This is a genomic window from Vibrio sp. Hal054, from assembly GCF_037162405.1.
Lineage (GTDB): Bacteria > Pseudomonadota > Gammaproteobacteria > Enterobacterales > Vibrionaceae > Vibrio > Vibrio diazotrophicus.
The window spans coordinates 821,990-843,067 of the sequence record NZ_JARLUT010000002.1; the positions used below are offsets into that span (position 1 = coordinate 821,990).

Annotated in this window: 20 protein-coding genes; 9 read left to right on the forward strand and 11 right to left on the reverse strand. The window is 41.4% G+C overall.

Annotation, left to right across the window (positions count from 1 at the left end):
* Position 1: 1 nt before the first annotated feature.
* Entirely contained in the window at positions 2-964 is a 963-nt protein-coding gene (locus P4S58_RS19740; protein ID WP_337165326.1) for a hypothetical protein, read from the reverse strand.
* Positions 965-1,259: 295 nt separating this feature from the next.
* Between P4S58_RS19740 and P4S58_RS19745 the strand changes: the two genes are divergently transcribed.
* Positions 1,260-3,257, forward strand: coding sequence for a phytase (locus P4S58_RS19745; RefSeq protein WP_337165329.1), 1,998 nt, complete (start codon positions 1,260-1,262; stop codon positions 3,255-3,257).
* A 314-nt stretch (positions 3,258-3,571) separates the two neighbouring features.
* On the opposite strand, the gene malG is transcribed toward P4S58_RS19745, so the two are convergent.
* From malG to malE, 3 genes are all read right to left on the reverse strand, one after another.
* A complete protein-coding gene (gene malG, locus P4S58_RS19750) occupies positions 3,572-4,462 on the reverse strand; it encodes a maltose ABC transporter permease MalG (RefSeq protein ID WP_042485617.1) in 891 nt (296 codons plus the stop codon).
* Positions 4,463-4,473: 11 nt separating this feature from the next.
* Complete coding sequence (gene malF / locus P4S58_RS19755) at positions 4,474-6,048, reverse strand: maltose ABC transporter permease MalF (protein ID WP_102953658.1); 1,575 nt, start codon at positions 6,046-6,048, stop codon at positions 4,474-4,476.
* Between the two features lie 74 nt (positions 6,049-6,122).
* Entirely contained in the window at positions 6,123-7,304 is a 1,182-nt protein-coding gene (gene malE / locus P4S58_RS19760; protein WP_102962437.1) for a maltose/maltodextrin ABC transporter substrate-binding protein MalE, read from the reverse strand.
* A gap of 747 nt (positions 7,305-8,051) precedes the next feature.
* Here malE and malK point away from each other — a divergent pair.
* Complete coding sequence (gene malK / locus P4S58_RS19765) at positions 8,052-9,176, forward strand: maltose/maltodextrin ABC transporter ATP-binding protein MalK (protein WP_042485609.1); 1,125 nt, start codon at positions 8,052-8,054, stop codon at positions 9,174-9,176.
* A 437-nt stretch (positions 9,177-9,613) separates the two neighbouring features.
* On the opposite strand, the gene P4S58_RS19770 is transcribed toward malK, so the two are convergent.
* The 3 genes from P4S58_RS19770 to P4S58_RS19780 form a co-directional block, all read right to left on the reverse strand.
* Complete coding sequence (locus P4S58_RS19770) at positions 9,614-9,907, reverse strand: hypothetical protein (RefSeq protein ID WP_042485606.1); 294 nt, start codon at positions 9,905-9,907, stop codon at positions 9,614-9,616.
* A 72-nt stretch (positions 9,908-9,979) separates the two neighbouring features.
* Positions 9,980-10,759 carry a curlin gene (locus P4S58_RS19775; RefSeq protein ID WP_102962435.1) on the reverse strand — a complete coding sequence of 260 codons (780 nt, stop codon included), beginning with the start codon at positions 10,757-10,759 and terminating at the stop codon, positions 9,980-9,982.
* Between the two features lie 62 nt (positions 10,760-10,821).
* Positions 10,822-11,499 carry a curlin subunit CsgB gene (locus tag P4S58_RS19780; protein ID WP_337165334.1) on the reverse strand — a complete coding sequence of 226 codons (678 nt, stop codon included), beginning with the start codon at positions 11,497-11,499 and terminating at the stop codon, positions 10,822-10,824.
* A gap of 244 nt (positions 11,500-11,743) precedes the next feature.
* On the opposite strand from P4S58_RS19780, the gene P4S58_RS19785 reads away from it, so the two are divergent.
* Genes P4S58_RS19785 through P4S58_RS19795 form a run of 3 tightly spaced genes read left to right on the forward strand, consistent with a single transcriptional unit; the run spans position 11,744 to position 13,542 of the window.
* Positions 11,744-12,217, forward strand: coding sequence for a curli production assembly/transport protein CsgE (locus P4S58_RS19785; RefSeq protein ID WP_258006777.1), 474 nt, complete (start codon positions 11,744-11,746; stop codon positions 12,215-12,217).
* A 22-nt stretch (positions 12,218-12,239) separates the two neighbouring features.
* Complete coding sequence (locus P4S58_RS19790) at positions 12,240-12,683, forward strand: curli assembly protein CsgF (protein WP_337165336.1); 444 nt, start codon at positions 12,240-12,242, stop codon at positions 12,681-12,683.
* Between the two features lie 16 nt (positions 12,684-12,699).
* A complete protein-coding gene (locus tag P4S58_RS19795; protein WP_042485599.1) occupies positions 12,700-13,542 on the forward strand; it encodes a CsgG/HfaB family protein in 843 nt (280 codons plus the stop codon).
* A 26-nt stretch (positions 13,543-13,568) separates the two neighbouring features.
* Here the strand turns inward: P4S58_RS19795 and P4S58_RS19800 are convergent, their stop codons facing one another.
* Positions 13,569-14,930, reverse strand: a complete 1,362-nt coding sequence (locus P4S58_RS19800) for a UDP-glucose dehydrogenase family protein (RefSeq protein WP_102969291.1) — start codon at positions 14,928-14,930, stop codon at positions 13,569-13,571.
* A 176-nt stretch (positions 14,931-15,106) separates the two neighbouring features.
* Between P4S58_RS19800 and P4S58_RS19805 the strand changes: the two genes are divergently transcribed.
* A complete protein-coding gene (locus tag P4S58_RS19805) occupies positions 15,107-15,505 on the forward strand; it encodes a DUF2391 family protein (protein WP_042485593.1) in 399 nt (132 codons plus the stop codon).
* A gap of 59 nt (positions 15,506-15,564) precedes the next feature.
* Positions 15,565-16,089: a spermidine N1-acetyltransferase gene (speG, locus tag P4S58_RS19810; protein WP_042485590.1), complete on the forward strand. Its 525-nt coding sequence runs from the start codon at positions 15,565-15,567 to the stop codon at positions 16,087-16,089.
* Between the two features lie 84 nt (positions 16,090-16,173).
* On the opposite strand, the gene P4S58_RS19815 is transcribed toward speG, so the two are convergent.
* Entirely contained in the window at positions 16,174-16,782 is a 609-nt protein-coding gene (locus P4S58_RS19815) for a 2OG-Fe(II) oxygenase (RefSeq protein ID WP_337165340.1), read from the reverse strand.
* A 210-nt stretch (positions 16,783-16,992) separates the two neighbouring features.
* Between P4S58_RS19815 and P4S58_RS19820 the strand changes: the two genes are divergently transcribed.
* A complete protein-coding gene (locus P4S58_RS19820) occupies positions 16,993-17,313 on the forward strand; it encodes a heavy metal-binding domain-containing protein (RefSeq protein ID WP_042485586.1) in 321 nt (106 codons plus the stop codon).
* A 122-nt stretch (positions 17,314-17,435) separates the two neighbouring features.
* On the opposite strand, the gene P4S58_RS19825 is transcribed toward P4S58_RS19820, so the two are convergent.
* On the reverse strand, positions 17,436-18,110 hold the full coding sequence (locus P4S58_RS19825) for a LuxR C-terminal-related transcriptional regulator (protein WP_042485584.1): 675 nt from the start codon (positions 18,108-18,110) through the stop codon (positions 17,436-17,438).
* A 438-nt stretch (positions 18,111-18,548) separates the two neighbouring features.
* Between P4S58_RS19825 and P4S58_RS19830 the strand changes: the two genes are divergently transcribed.
* Positions 18,549-19,331: a hypothetical protein gene (locus P4S58_RS19830; RefSeq protein WP_337165341.1), complete on the forward strand. Its 783-nt coding sequence runs from the start codon at positions 18,549-18,551 to the stop codon at positions 19,329-19,331.
* A gap of 298 nt (positions 19,332-19,629) precedes the next feature.
* Here the strand turns inward: P4S58_RS19830 and P4S58_RS19835 are convergent, their stop codons facing one another.
* Complete coding sequence (locus P4S58_RS19835) at positions 19,630-20,955, reverse strand: DUF1254 domain-containing protein (RefSeq protein WP_337165342.1); 1,326 nt, start codon at positions 20,953-20,955, stop codon at positions 19,630-19,632.
* Between the last annotated feature and the right edge of the window lie 123 nt (positions 20,956-21,078).

Genomic DNA, 21,078 nt, shown 5'->3' on the forward strand with positions numbered 1-21,078 from the left:
ATCAACCCAGTGGTATTTCTTGATTTTGAGTCTTCAATTCAGCAGCACGCTCTGTCCTTTGATGAGCATTGAACAGATCACGTATGTAGCTAGAGAGATTATTGTTGTTACAGCTTTTACAATGCTCGCGTCGCGTTAAAGTCACACCGAATGTTATGGGTAACAGGCCCGAATCAGAATAAATTTGAGCGCTGCGCAGATGTTGCATGAGCAAGCGTTCACATTTGATTGAGAAGCTATCACGGTGAGGCATGAATAAAACATAATGCTCACCGGACAAATGATAAAGCTGGGTAGATTCAGGCAAATTGAGCATCATTAAATCGGCAAAACGTCGGCGCAGTACTTTAAGCTGAGCGGCATCCTTCACTTCACTCTCATCGAGAATAAAACCCATAATCTCACCTGACAAAAATTCGTCCGGCTGTGAGTTCATAAATGCTTGTAATTGATCAAATCGGGGAAGAAAACTATCCATATGCAGCTTGGAACTGTTCTGAAACTGGTGTCTGCGTTGCAGTAGGTATTGTCTTAATTGGCTCTGCTCACGATACCAGCCCATCCAGCCGATAGTTAAAAAGATAACCCCGATAGGAAGAGATTCAACCAAGCTATCCCAATAATACGCTGCATCGCCAAGCTCATAAAACTCGTCTAACAAATCCTGCAAACAAGATATGTACACGCCAAGAAGACCTAATGCCAAAAACTGTGTCACTCTACCAGCCTCTCGACAAGCCAAAATGACCACCAGCCAGATGCTGATAAACAACGTCATTGAACCTTCACCGAGAATATCGAGCCACATCCACTGTTGTGAATCCTTAATCTCACCCTGGCTAAAGTTAAAATACCATAAGCTGATAGTTGCAATAGCCCATAAATATAACCAGTGACGATGAGGAATAAGACAATAAGTAAATTGACCAATTTTCCACAGTTGTTGTTGGAACCAACGATTCATAGTTTCTCCCTAGTTTACCTCGTCAGTTTTACCCAGCATGTATGACGAATTTGTGACATTAAAAGTCCAATTAGCTCACCTATTCTCTTGTTTTCAGTCCAAAATTCGTGAAATAACGAAACTCAACCGCTTTCATGCCTTGATAAAGCTTAAATTCCGTCTCAGCCAATGAGCTCACAGCCACCCAAACCAAAAGGTAACTTATTGATTTTCAATTTAATTAAAGTTTCCCGTCACAAAACCTTTATATTTCGCGCTTAACTTCGCTGACGTTCATTCATATTGAGGATTAGTAATGTCTTTTTTTAAATATTCGGTTATCGCAACAGCGCTGACACTAGCAACCAGCAGCTATGCTGCTAACTCAACACAAACGAGTTACGAGGATATTGCTGACAGCGCAGTATGGCAGTCGAAGTCAGCTTCGCTGCTTATTGCGAGCTTAGAAGATGATGGTGTGGCCGTTTATAATGACAAAGGAATGGAAATTCAGCGTATTGATTCTGAACCCGCATTAGGGGTAGATGTTCGTTACGAGTTGCAATCAGATTCAGGCAAAAGTATTGATATCGCTGCTATTGGTCTTCCTGATAGTGATGCTATTGGACTTTACGCTGTCGATGCTAATAGCGCACAACCTCTTAAAGAAGTCGGTCGAATTCCACTTAGCTTTAAACCAGAAGGTGTGTGCTTAATTAAGAATGTAACCACGGGCACGGTGAGCTTGATTAGTTACTCAGAAAGTGGATTAGTGGCTCAGTTTAAACTGATGTACGACGATAATCGGGTGACTAGCCTATTTAATATCGAAGGCAAAGCTTCTCCAGTCCGTGAACTGCAAATTGGTGGAGAGTTAAGTGGCTGTGTATCTGATGATGTTAATGGCAAGCTATACGTTTTGGAGCAGGATCTAGGTATCTGGTCTTATGGCAACGACCCTGAAAACGTTACAGAGCGTCAATTGGTCAATGTTGTTGAACCACTAGGTTCTTTGAAAGAGATCGAAAACATAGACATCATCAATCACGCCGGTGGCAAAGCTACTCTAGTTGTTGCGGATGAAGGTAATGGTTTCTTCCTATTCGATTCACAAACTCATAAGCAGTTGGCTTCATTCAACATCGAAGGTGTTGAGGAAGCGAAGTTGGTCAGTGTAGGTAAAAACGAGCTTTGGATTGGCAACACTGAAGCCGATGAGCCTGTGTATCAATCTGTAAACTTTGATGAACTCTCAAAAATTGTAGGTTACAAAGTTGCAAACACAGTCCCACCCAAAGAAATGAAGGTTGAGGGGATCCGAATTGTTAAAGCGAGCGCTGAAACTCAACCTGTCAACAAAAGTGGTGATGCGGCAGACGATCCAGCGTTTTGGCTCAACGTGAACAACCCCGATCAGAGCCTCATTATTGCAACCAACAAGAAAAAAGGCTTAATGGCTTATCGTCTCAACGGCGAAGAAGTACAGTTCTTGGAAGCAGGTAAACCAAACAACATCGATATTCGTCAGAATCTGATTGATAGCAAAGGCAATAACGTAGATTTAGCCGCTGCATCGAACCGAGAAATCAATACCATTGCGCTATACACGATCACTGAGGGTGACGAACCAATTAAAGTACTTCCAGCTAAAGGTAAAAACGTACATCAGGAAGAACCAGAACTGGTTTCTCAAGTCGATGAGGTTTATGGCCTATGTATGGGGCAAAGCACAGAAGGCACACCTTATGTTTACGTTAACGGCAAGAATGGCATTGTAGAACAGTGGAAAATCACTCTGAACAACGGTTATGCCACTGGAGAAATGGTTCGTAGGGTATCAGTGCCAACTCAGCCCGAAGGTTGTGTGGTTGATGATAAAACTCAAACCCTTTATGTCGGCGAAGAAGACAACGCGATATGGCAATTTGATGCACGAGAAAACGGTTCAACAGAAGCAAAGCTTTTCGCAAAAGTAGACGGTAAGCAAATCACAGATGATGTAGAAGGGTTAAGCCTGTACCAAAACGGTCAAGACAACCTTTTGATTGCGTCAAGCCAAGGCAGTCACTCTTATGCGGTCTTTGACCTCAATCAAAATGGTAAATTTGCGTATTCATTTGCTGTGATTGGTGATGACAGTATCGGTGTTGATGGTGCCAGCGAAACAGATGGTATTCATGCTGTCTCGACGCCACTCGGTAGCCAATACCCGGACGGCATTTTTATCGCGCAAGACGGCTTCAACGTTGATAAGGAATATCACTCTGTGAATCAGAACTTCAAAATCGTCGACTGGCGTAGTATTGCCAAATAAGTCCCTCGATACCGGTTCTCGTACCACTAATATCCTCCGGCATAGCCGGAGGTTTTTCATATGCGCCTATAAGGCTTTCTTACCAGCAGCGCCCTAACAGGCGCATCGTGATCTGACATTCACAGATATAAAAAAACCTGAGCAGAGCTCAGGTCATGGTTACAAAAACCGTTAGTCATTTACAGTAAGGAATTGAGCTAACAGCCAGCTATGCGTAACGCCAGAAGTTATGTATCTATCTTAACTGATCAGCGGCCAAACCAAGTTGTTAAGCAGACACAAAATGGGCGACCTTACAGTCGCCCTTATCGTTGTTATCCTTTCACACCGCCGGCCGTTAGTCCTCCGACTAGCCAACGCTGCGCAAGCAAGAATACGATAGTAATTGGTAAAGCAGATAAAACTGCCGCTGCCGCAAAGTCTCCCCATAAGTAGTTTTGAGGGTACAAATACTGCTGCATACCAACCGCAAGTGTGTATGAGTTTACATCAGAAAGTAGCAAAGATGCCACTGGAACCTCACCCACAACACCGATAAATGAGAGAATAAACACAACTGCCAGAATCGGTACGGAAAGCGGTAAAAGTACTAGGCGGAATGCTTGCCATGGTGTTGCGCCGTCAAGTGCTGCCGCTTCTTCCAATGAAAGGTCAATCGTTTCAAAGTAACCTTTGATAGTCCAAACATGCAGCGCGATACCGCCCAAGTAAGAGAAAATCAAACCGCCGTGAGTGTTCAAACCAAGGAATGGAATGTATTGACCCAACTTATCAAACAATGCGTATAGAGCCACCAGCGCCAATACTGCAGGGAACATCTGGAAAATCATCATTGCTTTCAAGATAGTGCTCTTACCTTTGAACTTCATACGAGCAAATGCATAAGCAGAAGTTGTAGATAGCGCGACGATCAACACTGAACTGATTGCTGCAACTTTAACTGAGTTCCATAACCACGTTAGAACAGGGAATGGAGGCGGTGTTACCGTTCCATCCGCATTTTCTACCGCGATACCGAGCGCCAGTTTCCAGTGCTCAAGAGACGGATTCTCAGGAATTAAACTACCTGTTGCAAAGTTACCCTCACGGAAAGAAATCGCCACGATCATCAGCAGTGGGAAAATGATTAACGCTAAGAATGTACACAGCGCAATATGCGTCGCCAACACTCTGTATTTTAAGGTTTTACCTTGAACCATAGCCATTGTGCGACTCCTTAATCTTGCTCAAGCTTAGTGAAACGAAGGTTGAGTAGTGCTAAACCACCTACTAACAAGAAGATCAATGTTGCGATTGCGCTCGCCAGACCGAAATCTTGACCGCCGCCACCTTCAAACGCGATACGATAGGTATAACTTACCAATAGGTCGGTATAACCCGCAGGCTCTGAAGTACCAATCATATTCGGACCACCTTGCGTTAACAGTTGAATCATCACAAAGTTATTGAAGTTGAATGCAAAACTCGCAATTAGAAGCGGCGTCATTGGCTTAATCATCAAAGGCAATGTGATACGAGTAAAGTTGCTCATAAAGTTTGAACCATCAATTGCCGATGCTTCGTATAAATCATCTGGTATTGCTTTTAGAAGCCCCATACATAAGATCATCATGTAAGGGAAACCTAGCCATGTGTTAACAATCAACACCATGGTTTTAGCAAGTAACGGCTCAGAGAACCAAGACGGGCTGATACCAAACATCGCTTCGAGTACCATATTGATTTCACCGAAGCTTTGGTTAAACAAACCTTTAAAAATCAGAATCGAAATGAAAGCAGGTACTGCGTATGGAAGAATTAATAGAACTCGGTAAATCGCTCGACCTTTCAACGCTTCCCACTGTACAACGCTCGCAAGCACTAGGCCGATAAGCAGAGTGAACACGACAGTCAATAGAGAGAAAATCACCGTCCAAATAAAGATGCTGATAAAGGGTTCTTTAATACCGTCATCTTTCCATACACGTTCAAAGTTATGAGTACCGATAGAGACAACAAAACCTGGTGATACCGTTGAGCCAACAAACTGGCCACTCTCATCTACAGGTTGGTAGAAACCGACATCCATGTTTGGACGCAGTACTTCACCAGTTTCTTGGTTAGTCAGAGTAACGCCGTCTTCGTGCATTTTGTAAAGCGGTAATACCGCAGCGAACTTACGTAAGCCGCTCATGCGAATGTCATTACCATCAGGGAAATGGAGGTCGAATTCACTCAAAGTAGAGCGATTGCTAATAATGGTTTTAATTGGTGCTTTTTTACCTGATACAGGCTGTTCAGCAGGCGTAAGGTTTAACTCTCGACTTGCAGCATTCAACGAAAATGCTTCCGTCACATATTGAGTATCACCATCTTGAATCGTAATTTGAAAACCTGAGTCGGTCTCATATAGGTCAAATGAGTAGCTTTGACCGCTCTGGAACGTTCTATCCATCAATACAGATTGAGCACGTTCTAAAGAGAGTTGGTTCTTAGCGCTATAGTTGGTGAAAGCCAAGTTAACGGTGTACGCCAAAGGGAAAAGGATGAACAGAATCATCCCCGCGACACCTGGGTAGATATAGCGATGGGCGTAAGTTTTCTTACTGCCAAAAATATAGAGTGCTAATGCGGTAAGAAAGAGAGTAAGTAACGCAAAGGCAGACTCACCGCGCGAATACATAAGAATGGATGCATAACCATTGACCACACCAACAGTCCCTAACGCAGCCCACTTAAGTAGTGCACGCTTATTAGAAGATGACGGTGTTGATGGTGTTGGCATCGCTTCTGAACCTTGAACTGACTGCATAGTACAACCTGCTAGCGAAATAAACTGAGAAAGTAGGGAGGAGTTACCCCCTCCCCAAAAGTAGAGCTAAAAAATTACTTAACCATTTGCTTTTCTGCATCTGCAAGTGCTGCATCTACAGTTTGACGACCATCAACGATGTTGACGATTGCGTTCTTAGCTGCGCCCCAGAAAGCATTCATCTGAGGGATGTTTGGCATAATTTCACCGTTCATTGCGTTATCCATTGTTGCCGCAATGCGAGGGTCATTACCCAATTCTTGTTGGAAAGAGTTCAAAGCAACCGCACCTAGTGGCTTGTCATCATTCATCTTACGTAGACCGTCGTTGGTTAGTAGGTAGTTCTCTAGGAATTCTACTGCTAGGTCTTTGTTAGGAGATGCAGTGCTGATACCTGCAGTTAGTACACCAACGAACGGTTTAGATGAGTGACCATTAAATTTAGGCAGAGTAGTCACACCGTAGTTAATACCTGATTTCTCAATGTTGCCCCATGACCAAGGACCATTGATTGTCATTGCTGTATTGCCTTTGTTGAATTCAGCTTCAGAAACTGAGTAATCCATATCAGAAGAAATAACGCCTTTATCAACAAGACCTTTCACAAAGTTCATAGCATCCGAAACGCCTTTGTTTGCGATACCAGCATCTTTAACATCGTAACCTTGAGCTGTGTATTTAAACGCGTAACCACCGTCAGCTGCCATTAGAGGCCAAGTGAAGTACGGTTCTTTTAGGTTCCACATGATTGCAGATTTGCCTTGTTTCTTAAGCTCAGCATTTAGCTCTGCAACTTCTTCCCAAGATTTTGGTGGATTTGGAACAAGATCTTTGTTGTAGATAAGAGATAGTGATTCAACTGCGATTGGGTAACCAATAAGCTTGCCGTTGTAGTTAACCGCATCCCAAGCGAAATCGATAATGCCATCTTTAACTTGTTGAGATGGTTTCACTTCTGCCAGCAAACCTGCTTCAGCATAGCCACCAAAACGGTCGTGCGCCCAAAATACAATATCAGGGCCGTCACCAGTTGAAGCGGTTTGAGGGAACTTATCTTGAAGCGCATCTGGGTGTGCAACAGTTACTTTAATACCCGTGTCTTCTTCAAACTTCTTACCAACTTCAGCCAATCCATTGTAGCCTTTGTCTCCGTTGATCCAGATAGTCAGTTGGCCTTCTTCGATTGCAGCGTGAGCTCCAAATGAACCAAGAGCTACTAATGTGCTAAGCGCTACGGTACTTAGGGCGTTTTTCATGTTCATATCCTTTTAATATTTATGTTGTAGGGCTAACCAAGAGGTTTTGCCGTATTTCGTCACATATCATCAGAAAAAACAGACTACGACTCATCCTCCTGCGCACTACGCCCTAGCTATTATGGACTATTTTCGTGATCTGCATCGTCACAAGTGGTAGACGAAAGTCACAAAAAGGTATTTTCTTGTGAGCGAGCTCAACTTCAAAAGCATCAATTATTTGAGCTTGATCTAACTACGCCCTATTCCCCCTCCTCCTACTCATCCCTGTCTACTACCCCCACAAAAAAATGGATTAGGAGGATGTCATCTTGGTTCACATCTTAGAGACTAACTACGTCCAAAGTGGATGGTAAGAGTCTTTTATTAGCACCGAACATTAGGTGTTTACATTGCCGGTTAGATTGCTTAAGCAAATGTGCATACGACGCAAGTTCGTCGTTCCGGGGGAACACATATTTGCATTAATAAGTATCTAATTTTGGCTATGAGGGGTGATGTATGATTTCGAGCAGCGTTTACCCAAATATTACTAAAATACATCACCCTTTCTTTTCTTACCGATAAAGGCTAAAAGCGAATTGGGATTACACCAAATTATTAGCCACTTAAATGATTCATCTCAAAGTCGAGAAATCATTAACTTAAATGTATTCCTACTATTATTGCTAGTAGTTCATTGCACAAAACAATGTCGTACAATGATGAGCAATAGTAATTAAAAAGTGTTGATCGAGGACGAGCTAGATGTCGAATGTCACGTTAAAAAATGTTTGTAAAGCTTATGGCGATGTAGTGATTTCTAAGAATGTTGATTTGGACATTCAAGAAGGCGAATTCGTTGTATTCGTAGGTCCATCTGGTTGTGGTAAATCGACGTTACTTCGCTGCATTGCAGGCTTAGAAGACATCACATCCGGTGACTTGTACATCGGCGATCAACGCATGAACGATGTTGAGCCTTCTAAACGTGGAGTGGGTATGGTGTTCCAGTCATACGCTCTTTACCCTCACCTAAACCTTTATGACAACATGTCTTTTGGTTTGAAACTGGCAAAAGCTGATAAAGAAGAAATTCATAAACGTGTCGATCATGCTGCAGACATTCTACAGTTGACGCATTTGCTTGACCGCCAACCAAAAGCATTGTCAGGTGGTCAACGTCAGCGTGTTGCCATCGGTCGTACTTTGGTGTCTCAACCTAACGTATTCCTGCTTGATGAACCTTTATCAAACCTAGATGCGGCACTTCGAGTGCAAATGCGTTCAGAAATCACTAAGCTGCAACGCAAACTGGGTTGCACCATGATTTATGTTACCCATGACCAAGTAGAAGCAATGACAATGGCTGACAAAATTGTTGTGCTTGATGCGGGATATGTATCGCAAGTAGGTCAACCTCTTGAGCTCTACCACTACCCTAGAAACCGTTTTGTCGCAGGCTTCATCGGCTCACCAAAAATGAACTTTATGAGCGTATTCATTGAAGCGGTAGAGAAAGACCGAGTAATGGTCCAACTTTCTAATGGCACGACATTCTGGATTCCTGTAGATGGAACAACTGTAAACCGTGGTGAGCGCATGTCTTTAGGTGTTCGCCCAGAACACTTGCTCACTGCAAGTGAAGGTGACGCTATCATTGAAGGTAAAGTGATGATGGTTGAGAAGCTGGGTAATGAAACTCAGGTTTACATGAACCTCAAAGGCTCTGACTCAGATGTGATCTATCGTCAGCCAGATACGCTAGATGTTGAAACAGATGATGTGCTGTCGATTGGTATTCCAGCGCACCGTTGTCACCTGTTCCATAGTGATGGCCGCGCATGCCGCCGTCTGTTTAAAGAAAAAGGCGTTGAGCTTCCAGAAGCATAAAATGCATTAAAGACAGACTTATTAAGCGTCCTCTTAATTACTCATTAAGAGGACGCTTTTATTTGGCATGTAGAGCGAATTGGATAACGAATATTTAAAACAACAAGCCTATTAATAGACAAAACTGCGCTTTAACGCGTAATCTTCCCCATCATCAGTCTTATCATCAGCCGACAATTATCTAGTAAGGTTAGATGCAACGATTACAGTACTGACTTTATTAGTTCTACTAATTGCAAAGCGTGAGCTGACACGTTGAATTCAAGAAACACTGAAAGTGTTATCAAGCCAGCCCCAACACCCTGTAATGTTTGTTCGAGTGTGTTCATCTCGATTCTCCAATGTAATAGTGCTATTTGGATATCCACAAATGAAGATCTGAACAACTTGGTCACAACGCATGTCGAGTGAGCAAACTCAATTATGGCGATTAGATCTTAAGAGGACGTATTTGATTTCAGTTGGCATCCAGCTTCAAGCGTAAAAGATTCAGTTCCTTCACTTTCACTAATCACTTCAAAACGAATGGGTAAATCATTAACGCCAAAGCCTAAATTCAAGGAACTACGATTAGAGAATCCATAACTCATTTTGTTGCCCGAAGCCGCACTCGCTACGATTTTTGCAGCAAACTGCTTGCCCGTTTTCGCGGTAAGTTTGACTCGTTGCGCGTCCTGAGTACATTCGAACTGAAGCGCTCCACCATAAAGACTCAATGATGAACTATCCATTGCTATCGCACTTAATGAGACTAGAAAAGCGGCGCAAAGCGCCGCTAAATAACGTACTAACATAACCAACGGTTAGTATTGAGCAACGGTAACAGTGTTATTTGTGCTAGCACCTACATTAACATTCGCAACATCACCATATGTCTGAGTAACATTGATAGTGTTTTCTGTACTACCCCAGTACACAGATACATTAGCTGCCGCAAGCGAGCCTCTTTGGTCGATATCAATGGTGTTGTTGTCACTCCATCCAGTTACATCAAGATCAATGCTGTTGGAGTCGCCTGTTTGTTTAAAGGTAATGTTATTGTCAAAGCTATCATCAACGTAAACGTCAGCCATGTTGCTTGCTCCGTTTACTGTACCAGTAACGATGCTGCCATCGCCTCTGTTCAACACAACGCTAGTTTCATTAAATGTGCCAGTGACATCTAGCGAAACATTTGCATCATCAGTACCACCTTTCAATAACACTTTAGAATTGTTGCTATCGCCATTTTGAGTGATAGAAACAGTATCGTGATCATAAGAATAATGCTCCCATGGACTGTTATCAGTTTTAATAAGAGCTTCGTTACTGTTACCTGTTTGGCTGATGCTGAAATTACCGTCATCCACACCTACTGCGAAAATCTTGGCGTCATTTTCACCGCCGACCTGAGAGATAGATAATGTAGAATCATCTACACCGTAAGATCCAATAACGGCTGCGTTACCTGCGTCAGGAGACACTTGGACTACAGTGACTTCAGAATCTGAAGTCATAAATAAATCTACGTCTGCTGTGTTGTTTGCAAGAACACTACCTGAAGCCAACGTTGCTGCAATTATTAATGCCAATTTAGTTTTCATGACAATTTCCTTTATATCATATTGTTACATTTGAATAGACAAGTATCTAAATGTGTTGTCGATTAATTTTGAGTAACATACACATTGATACCATAGCCCCCAACTATGGCCACATAGTCATTACCATTTTGACTAATGCCATAATTAGAACCTCCGTTGTCGACAATAATGGCTTTGTTATTACTACCCGTTTGATTAATACTCAAAGAACTTCCATATCCATATTGGATAATTGCAGCAGTATTATTATTTCCAGCTTGATTAATCCAAGCTTTATTTCCATAACCATACTGAGCAATGTAAGCTTTATTAAACTTACCCGTTTGAGTTATTAAAGCAGTATTATCCCCACCATATTGCCAAATCCCAGCCTCACTCCCTACGCTGTCTGACTGGACTACTTTCGCTTTATTACCTGCAATAGAACTACCCTGCTCGATATAGACATTTCCTAATATCGAGTCTTCCAAGACGACTTCAGCATAATTATCGTCAGTTGGCATAGAATCTAACTCGTTGAAATTACTTAAGTCCAAGCCGTAGCCGAACTTACCTACTTGAGTATGTCTTCTATTGTTAAAGTTCTCATGGTGACGATCATCGCCTCCATGATTACTCTCTGACTGATAATAAGCTTGACCACCAAGATCCTTGTTCGCCCAAGCTAGGTTCGACATTGCCAAATACAAAGCGATACCCATCACTAGCATACTGAAGCAGGCATTATTCCGGATGGACATAACTCCTCCTTCATTAGAGAACACCGTGTTCTCGTTAATTAGGTTAGAGCTGCCTATGATTTTAAACCATCAACTTTAAATTAAAATTGATATTTATTTTTTAATTTTTTGGTTGTTATATTTATGTAAAACCAAATACAAAAATACTAATTTATTTGTGCAATTCTAGTACTTTGGTTTATACAATTACTGACAATTAACTCTTATTATTAATTCGTCTTAATCACTTTTATAAGAGTCATCTATGACGCTTAAAATTAATACGTTTCTGATTATTTTTTTTGTGTATTTCTCATTACATGCTTCCTATTTGCATGCAAAGGAAAGTGCTGGCGACCAATCTCCGATAGAAGACTCGCAACAATTAGAAGATGGAGAACATGACTCTTTAGATGAAGTCAATGGCCTCATCATAGACAGAACCATGACTCGAATCGGAAGTATGTTTTATTCAGAGTTCGCACAACAGCTCAACGAGAGTGAAGAAAACCTAAAAGAGAATTTAACCATAACCGAAAAAACGACAGCCAAGTTTGGAACCATCATGACAATTTGGCATTCGCAAAAGGTTGTTTTTCGCACCAGTCTTTCGCCAAAAATGAAGGAGTCGAAAGAGCAGGCAGCAAAAGCGGTAAGAACCGTACAGGACTATTTAACCAAGTGGAGAATACAACGGATGTATTCCGACACATTCGATCTCGCACATGACGAAATATAATAAATGCTTACAAGGGAAAATTATGAAAACTCTGGTTGTTTCTAAACAGTGTTTTCAGCCTGAACATTCAAATTTCAGGTTGAAAAAAGCACTCATAATCAGTCTTAGCTTAATCAGTTGCAGTTTAGTGGCTTCACCTGTATTTGCATCCAAACTGACTTACAAGCCGATAAACCCAACATTTGGCGGTAACCCTCTAAACACTTCACATTTGTTTGCCAGAGCAGAAGCAATCAATGATTACGAAGATCCCGATAAAACGAAAAAAGGTACTTCATCGGTATCTTCACTCCTCTCCTCTTTACAATCACGGCTGTTAAGTGAATTAATTTCCAGCGGAGAACCGGGAAGTCTAGAAACCGACGATTACACACTAACCATCACCGACAATGACGGGTTTTTAACCATCACCGTTATAGATAAATCGACTGGTGAATCCACCACAATCGAAGTTACAGGTTTGTAGTTCAGGAAGATAAAAAATGAAAAAAGGACTTTACCTAGCAGTGACTCTAGCGCTCTTACTTACAGGGTGCTCAAACTTTATGGATACTCCCGATGCAGAGGAGTATCCGACACTAGCGCCTAGAGGGGCTATATACAAAGACCTTATTAATCTCCCTCTCCCTAAAGGGAAGATTATGGTCTCCGTATATGATTTTCGCGACCAAACAGGTCAATACAAAGACTACCCTTCAAGTACCTTTGCAACTGCGGTACCACAGGGAGGCACATCAATGCTGACCTCTTCATTGTTGGACTCCAAGTGGTTTTTGCCGTTAGAGCGAGAGGGATTACAGAACTTACTTACAGAACGGAAAATCATTCGAGCCGCGCAAAAGAAAGATGAAGCCCCGGTTAATATTGGAGACGACTTACCTGCGTTAAAATCGGCAAACTTAGTCATTGAGGGTGGCATTATTGGATACGAGTCCGACTTGAAAAGTGGTGGTCACGGTATCGGCTATTTCGGACTTGCTACTTATGGCGAGTATCGCATGGATCAAGTGACCGTTAACTTACGTGCAGTCGATGTTCGAACGGGACAAATCTTACTTAGTGTCACTACCAGCAAAACCATTTTTTCTCACGCTTTAAGTGGTAGTGTTTTCCGTTACATCGCTTACCAAGACTTACTTGAAATGGAATCGGGTTATACCAATAACGAACCCGTCAATATAGCGGTGATGTCAGCCATCGACTCCGCTGTAATACATATGATTATTGACGGCATACAGAAAGGTCTATGGGAACCAGCCGATAAAAAACAGATGGAGAGCCCAGTAATGAAGCGCTATATGCAAGAGAGCACAACGATTCTCTAAACCAGCCAGATCTATGCCCGCCTTTGTTAATCTGGGCGGGCAACTTCTCTACCAATAGACCAATAAGTGAATCCCCTCGCCGACATCCTTCTCGGTTCGAACAGATTTCGCCCATCAAATATTACAGGCTCACTCAACTCTGAATAAATTAAATTGAAGTCGGGCGCTTTAAAATTCTGCCACTCTGTACAAATAATCAAAGCATCTGCACCTTTTAATGTCGCTTCTTTGGTTCCCATCAATAGAAGGTCGTTACGTAAAGAATAAAGCCTCTGAGTTTCCTCCATCGCTTTGGGGTCATAGGCTTGTACAGTCGCTCCAGCAGACCACAAGGCTTCCATCAGCACACGGCTAGGCGCTTCTCGCATATCATCGGTTTTAGGCTTAAAAGCCAGTCCCCATAGTGCAAACGTTTTGCCCTTTAGGTTGGCCTCCCCTTCCCAATGAGCACAGATTTTCTCAAAGAGTTTTCTTTTTTGATGATAGTTGGTGTTTTCAACTGCCTTGAGAATTTCACTTTCATAACCTATTTTCTCAGACGAGCGGATCAGGGCTTGAACATCTTTGGGAAAGCAAGAACCACCATAACCGCAACCGGGATAAATGAAGTGATAACCAATTCTTTCATCGCTGCCTATTCCTTTGCGTATCTGTTCAATGTCCGCACCAAGCTTATCAGCAATGTTGGCAATTTCATTCATGAAACTGATTTTGGTCGCTAACATACAGTTAGCTGCATACTTGGTGAGCTCCGCCGATTTCACGGTCATAAACAGAATTTTCTCGTGGTTACGATTGAAAGGTGCATACAGCTCTCGCATCAGATCTTTCACTTCTGCGAAATGTCTGTCCGTTTCATCGAGCCCAATCACAATCCTATCTGGACGCATACAGTCAGTTACGGCGCTTCCCTCTTTGAGGAATTCAGGATTGGATACGACTGGGAAATGTATTGGCGGTAAACCTAAATTCCCTCGAGTCACCCTCAATACTTCGCTCACTTGTTGTGCTGTACCAACGGGGACAGTGGATTTATTGATGACGATTTTCCTATGGCAAGAAAATGTCGCGATTGTTTTCGCCACTTCCAATACATAGCTTAGATCTGCTGAACCATCTTCGTCTTGCGGCGTTCCAACAGCGATAAATATTACATCCGCAAACTCAACGCCTTCTTCTGCAGAAGAGGTAAAACATAGATGTCCACCAGCAATGTTGTTGTTAACGAGTTGCTCTAGGCCTGGTTCATAGATGGTGATTTCACCTCTTTGCAGTTTGTCTATTTTTTCAGCGTCAACATCCACACAACACACATTATGTCCAGCACCACTCAGTACTGCGGCCTGAACCAACCCCACGTATCCAGTGCCAAATATGGTTACTTTCATTCAACTGCCCGCTATTGCTATTCATTTACAACAGTATTTAATGTGCATATGTCAGACCCGTTACGTTTTCAGGGCAGAACAATGACAAAAGTTACGCAATTTCCTAGTGTTGTATAAAATCCCCGTGGACAAACGCTAGGCAAAGCGTACAGTTAGTTAAAACAGAAGGAGTTTGAATGAAGAATTTTAGCTTCAATATGGAAGATGCCAGTCAAGTGTGTGTGGGAGCTTTCGCATTGGCCGTTCCCATTTCCTTCTCAGAAGAAGCCTGGCAACTGGGTACGACATTGCCAACGACCAATTTGCTGTTTCTAATGAGCCTTTCTTTGTGTTTTCTGGGCGTATTCGCATATCAAAGCGTGTTTCAACGAGATATTAAACATCGAATCTCTGTATTTATTTTTCGCATTGCTATCGCTTATTTGCTTGCTGCTTTAGTGGTCGGTTTGGTGTTATTTGCCTTGAACAAATTGCCCATCATCGATAACCCCATATTAGCGTTCAAGCGCATCATCGTTATCACTATGCCCGCCTCCATGGGCGCGATTGTGGTAGATAGTTTTGACAAAGAGTAGAAGATTAAACTGTAATAAAACAATGATATAAATCCGTATCACCTGTACGAGACATCAACATGAAACAGAATTTATCACTTCGAGCGCTAGAACGTGGCGATCTTAGATTTATCCATAATTTAAATAACAACAGAAACATCATGTCTTATTGGTTTGAAGAGCCATATGAGTCTTTTGATGAGCTAGAAGAACTTTACAACAAGCACATTCACGATAACGCGGAAAGACGCTTTGTCGTTGAAGATGAGAATAAATCCCTGATTGGTTTGGTTGAAATTATTGAAATTGACTACATTCACCGTAGTGCTGAATTTCAGATCATTATTACACCTGAACACCAAGGAAAAGGGTACGCAAATACGCTAATTAACAAAGCGTTAGATTACTCATTCACTATCCTTAATCTTCACAAAATTTACTTGCATGTGGCGATTGAGAATGAAAAAGCGCTTCACCTCTATCAACAGTGCGGCTTTATTGAAGAAGGACACTTGGTCGAAGAATTCTTTATCAACGGGCAATACCGAGATGTAAAACGCATGTATATACTGCAACCTCAGTACCTAAAACAAACTCGAAGTTAATTGGCGCTTGTATAAAACAATCACCACCGCTAAGGCGGTGATTTAGGGATGACAATAAAAAACAGGCAAATGCCTGTTTTTTATTTAGGAGAGAATATCAAACCGACTTTCGCTGACACCATTAGTTCGAAACCAGCCTGCAATACTGTAACGTTTCGCATGAGCAGGAAGTACTTCATGTGGGAATTGCTCTGAAAGAAACACAACTAACCGACCAGCGATTGGAGCAATGGTTTGAATTGGTTGATCGTTCAGGTCATAAACTTTCAGTTCACCACCGTTGGTATCACGCCAATCTTCGTTCATATAGAAAACGGTTGTCAGCTTACGACTTTCATTTCCCCGGAAAGCATCCAAATGCTTCTTGTAAAAATCGCCAACTTCATACTGTGCAAAATGAGCCTCATATTCAAACAGCCCTAGGAATAGAGACCGATTAACCTCTCGACGAATAAACTCCATTCGCTCTAGGTAATCCTGTACGGGTTGTCCCATGTCGGAATCTAGCCACTGAATTTTGTCGCGACGAATTTCACTGGCTCTTTGAGTATCTTCGTTTCTACCAATACGCGCACGCTGCCAATCATCTGAAGCACAGTTCTTGAGCAACTTAACTTGTTCAAGGGGTAGAAAACCATCCCAGACGTACCAACCTTTTTCGGCAATGGAGTCTAACAACTTTTCTAGCGCCATAAGTTTTTCACTACGAGGAAAAAGAAAGCGTTATAACCAGCCTTTGCCACAACAGCAAATCAACATCTTAATCTTAAGGAACAAAATTAATTATTAAACTTATTACTTATAAATCAAGTTATTAAGTGATAAATCCAAATAGTTAAGCATTAATAGGTTGAAGGTGGTATAACAAAAACAAACCACAAGATTATTCATTGGGAGCTTCCTATGATCGTAACTACTACGCCTAATGTAGAAGGCAAGCGTATCGTTCGTTATTGCGGCGTTATTGCTGGTGAAGCCATTCTTGGTGCTAACATATTTAAAGACCTGTTCGCTGGCATTCGAGATATCGTTGGTGGGCGCTCTGCGACCTACGAACACGAATTGCAAAAAGCACGAACTATAGCGTTAGCCGAACTTGAAGCTCGCGCAAAAGAGCTTGGTGCAAACGCTGTTGTCGGAATTGACTTAGATTATGAAACCTTTGGTAAAACTAACGGAATGTTAATGGTTTCCGTGAGCGGAACGGCAGTGTTTGTAGAATAAGATATCTGTAGTGTAAAAATCCATTTTCATAGATGGTGGTTTAAGAAATGGAAGGCAGCTTAGCTGCCTTCTAAAATATAAACTTTTTAATTAGATTATTTTTAATTCATTAAACGTTTTTATTATTGACTAACTTCTTCAATTCCAATGTTGTTTTTTGCCCAAATTAACGCTTGAAGACGATTCTTGGCATTAATTTTCTTAAATACGTTGTGAAGGTGTGTTTTTACCGTATTTTCACTAACAAATAACTGTTCCGCTATCTCAATATTTGAAGCTCCACTACCAAGTAACTTAATTATTTGCTGTTCACGCTTGGTTAATTTTGAAAACATTTGTGAAGTAACAACTGAGTTTCCAGAACGATAGTGCAAAATATATTCTTGTGCTAAACGACGAGTTAACCACATTTCACCTTTTATAATTTTCCCCATTCCCTTAACTAACACATCAATGTCGTCATCAGCGTAGAACACCCCCGCCAAACACTGCCACTTAAATAAATCTTTGGCTTCAATCTCACTTGGACAATTTAGTACAACTTCTCGAGCTTCCGTACAACATAAGTGCTTGAAAGAAGCATAGTCAGAAAGAGCGTGATCATCGAGTCGAGCATAATCGATAAGGACTAACTGAGTATCTTGACAGGAAGGATTGTTTTCCTGCATCCACATATCGCAAAAAGGAGAAATTTCTATCTTTATTGGAAGCTTAGATTCCAGCGCATCTTTAAGTAAACGCGATTGCATGCAGACATCAGAAAGTAATCGTACGTTTAGTTTTTTGCTTTCTGTCATTATAAAAACTCCTAACCATAGACCTGACTTATGTAAAACTAACGTTGATAGAGAATAAGTCAATGGGACAAAATCCGCCTAAATTAATAATCATAAGAATCTGACAATTAATTTAATAAATTCATAAGGTTAATTATCTGTCTTATTTTTAAGAATGCATTTGAGTAGTTTAAAGAGCGATGTACGCTTAAATATAAAAAGGTATTCCAAATTGGAAAATTCAAAATATCACTTAATAGAAAATTACTTCTTTAGTCTTTCCGATTAGGAAAGAACAACTTTCCCAACATCCCTAATCTAATACTCCCACGTTTAAGCTAATATATAAAACATGATGTTCTAATAAATCAAATCCATCCTATAAGCGAGTTGTTATATTTTTATACAAAAACAATGCTTACTAGTTATCTGAAAACCAATTTATCGAGTACATTAACTATGAACAAAGCGCTACCTCTTTCTCTTCTCAGTTTAGTTGCCACCATCACCTCATTCAGCTCTATCGCAGAAGAGCAAGCTAGTGAAGTCCAAGATATGTCCGACCCACTCGCGGTGTTTACCCAAGGTGGTGTTGGTATTACTGATAAAGGTTTAAACCTTAAAGTGGGTCAAACCTACGATTCTGGTAAAGAAAACGTTGCCGCAATGAATGTGTTTGAGCTTAAAGGCATCGGTGGCGAGATGTTAGGTTTTCGAGATAACGACAAACCTATGTATGGTTCTGTTGACGACAGTATTGACTCTTTCCGTCTACGCAACTTCCAAGCAAACATCAAAAATGGTCAAGGTCGTCAGCTAGACATGACATATGACGTTGATAGTGAAACGTTAAATGCCTCATACAGTATTCTTCAAGCACTTCCTCAAATTGGTGGATTCTTAAACCTTTACCCTCTTGCAGGTGCGGGTGTGACGGTTCAAAACACCGAAGATGACGGTTATGAAATCCCAGGGACTTTTACTGTTGTCGGTATGTACTCTAAAGTGGCATTAACCGACAAAATTTGGATCAACTACAACCCAATGTATATGCACACACTTTCGGGTTCGGATACCTACAAGAATGGTAACTTTGCTGGAGACAACAATATCCTGACCCACGAATTTGCCATTTCTTATCAGCTAACACCTCGTTCTAATATTCGCTACTTTGCAAACTGGAATGAGAAGGTTAACTTTGGCGATGGCGATCATCGTATTGAATATAACTACCAGTTTTAATCAATGATTAGTTAACAAATTAAATTTACAAAAACGCTCATTTTCGAGCGTTTTTTTATTGTTGATACTTAACATGGAAACATTCAACAAGACATCAAACACTAAATACAACGAAGAGCGCAATTGAGACCCCAAGTTCTAGTAACTTACATTAATGCCGTGACCAACTAAAGTGGACCCCTCTAACCGCTGAAAGACAGATCAATTCATTTCACTATTTACTGTTATCAAAGTACGTATCTCGCCCAATAAAAAACGCCCAACAAAAGGTTGGGCGTTTTTTACTATAAGTCTAAACCTACTGGACTTTTACCACTTCTGGCATCGCTGTTTTGCCACTTTGAATATCTTCATCTGGACCATAGTAACGCATAATTAGATAGAATGGCTTCTTAGGTACTGGCAAGAAATTCGCGTCCTTCGCATCACCTTCTGCACTCATATGAATAGTGTAATAACCATCTTTATCTGCTTTCAGCGTTCTGTCACCACGACTATGACGGTTGATACTGTTATGTGCCATTAAACGATCATCATTACCATAAACCGTTACTGACCAAAATTCTGACACATTTGGAGCTTTAAAGCGCATCACGTAGTCGCCTTTGCTCCCGTCGAGCTTTTCACCGTTACCATCAAAATCTGTTTTACGATAAGAAGCCTCAACTGGTGGTAGCCCCCACTGACCTAAGTAAGTACCTTCAGCAAACAGTTCTCGATCACCGTCACCTAAAGTATCTCGTGTACCAAGTAGTGATCTTGCATCTGTCATTTGTGGAGCAAGTTCAGTTAGGCGCTCCATACCGAGTTTTTCACCAATTTTCGCTAGCTCTAACTGTTTATCTGTGAAATCTGTTTTACAAGCTTCAATACCAATAGATTTGTACTGTTCAATCCATTGCTTGTCAGCATCACCCATTGTGCCATCACACAACATTGTGTTAACTCGTTGAAGCCAATTTGAATCTTCAAATGTTAGATATTGACGCTCAACAGGTTTTGGACCTTTCTCGCCTAAATATGCAGATAAGGTACGAATTGTCCACTGGTCCATGTAGTTAAGAGCAACCTTCTCATCATCAGGTCCTACTGCCATGATACGACCCATTAGCTTTGTTAAGTTACTTTCAACACGAATTACTTCATCAACAGATGCTGGAACTTCACCATCCCATGATTGTGAGACAAACATGAACTGTCCACCTTTCGTACCACGAGTACGAGAACCAATCATTGCGTTAGTGTAATGCCCCATGTCCATAGTGTGTAGGATCCAGTAACGACCTTCGTCCATATCTGGAACGCTTACAATTACAGGTTCTGCTGCTACATCCAACCAACCCATAAGGTGCAGGGTATCATTGTTGATAGTTACGTGATCAGTGTAGCTATCGTCAGCAATGTGGCGAATATTCTTAAACTGATTCAACGGATAATCATCTTTTACCGCTGTCTCGTAGAAAAATTTATACGCTTCATCAATTGAATATGCGTAGATATATGCATTTTTTGCCAGTTCTTGCTCATTTTGAGTTAAAGGAGCCGTACTTGCGCTAGCAAAAGCACCCGTGCTCAACAGAGCAGCACTTAGGGCAGCGGTAAGGATTTTAGTTGTTGTTTTCATCTTTGAGACCTACTTGGTATCTGAATTGATGAAACCACTATAAATAGGCGATGATTATATTGGAAATAACGACTTGGTATTCAGTACATATCAAATTTGATATAGTTCAATCAAGTCAACGAA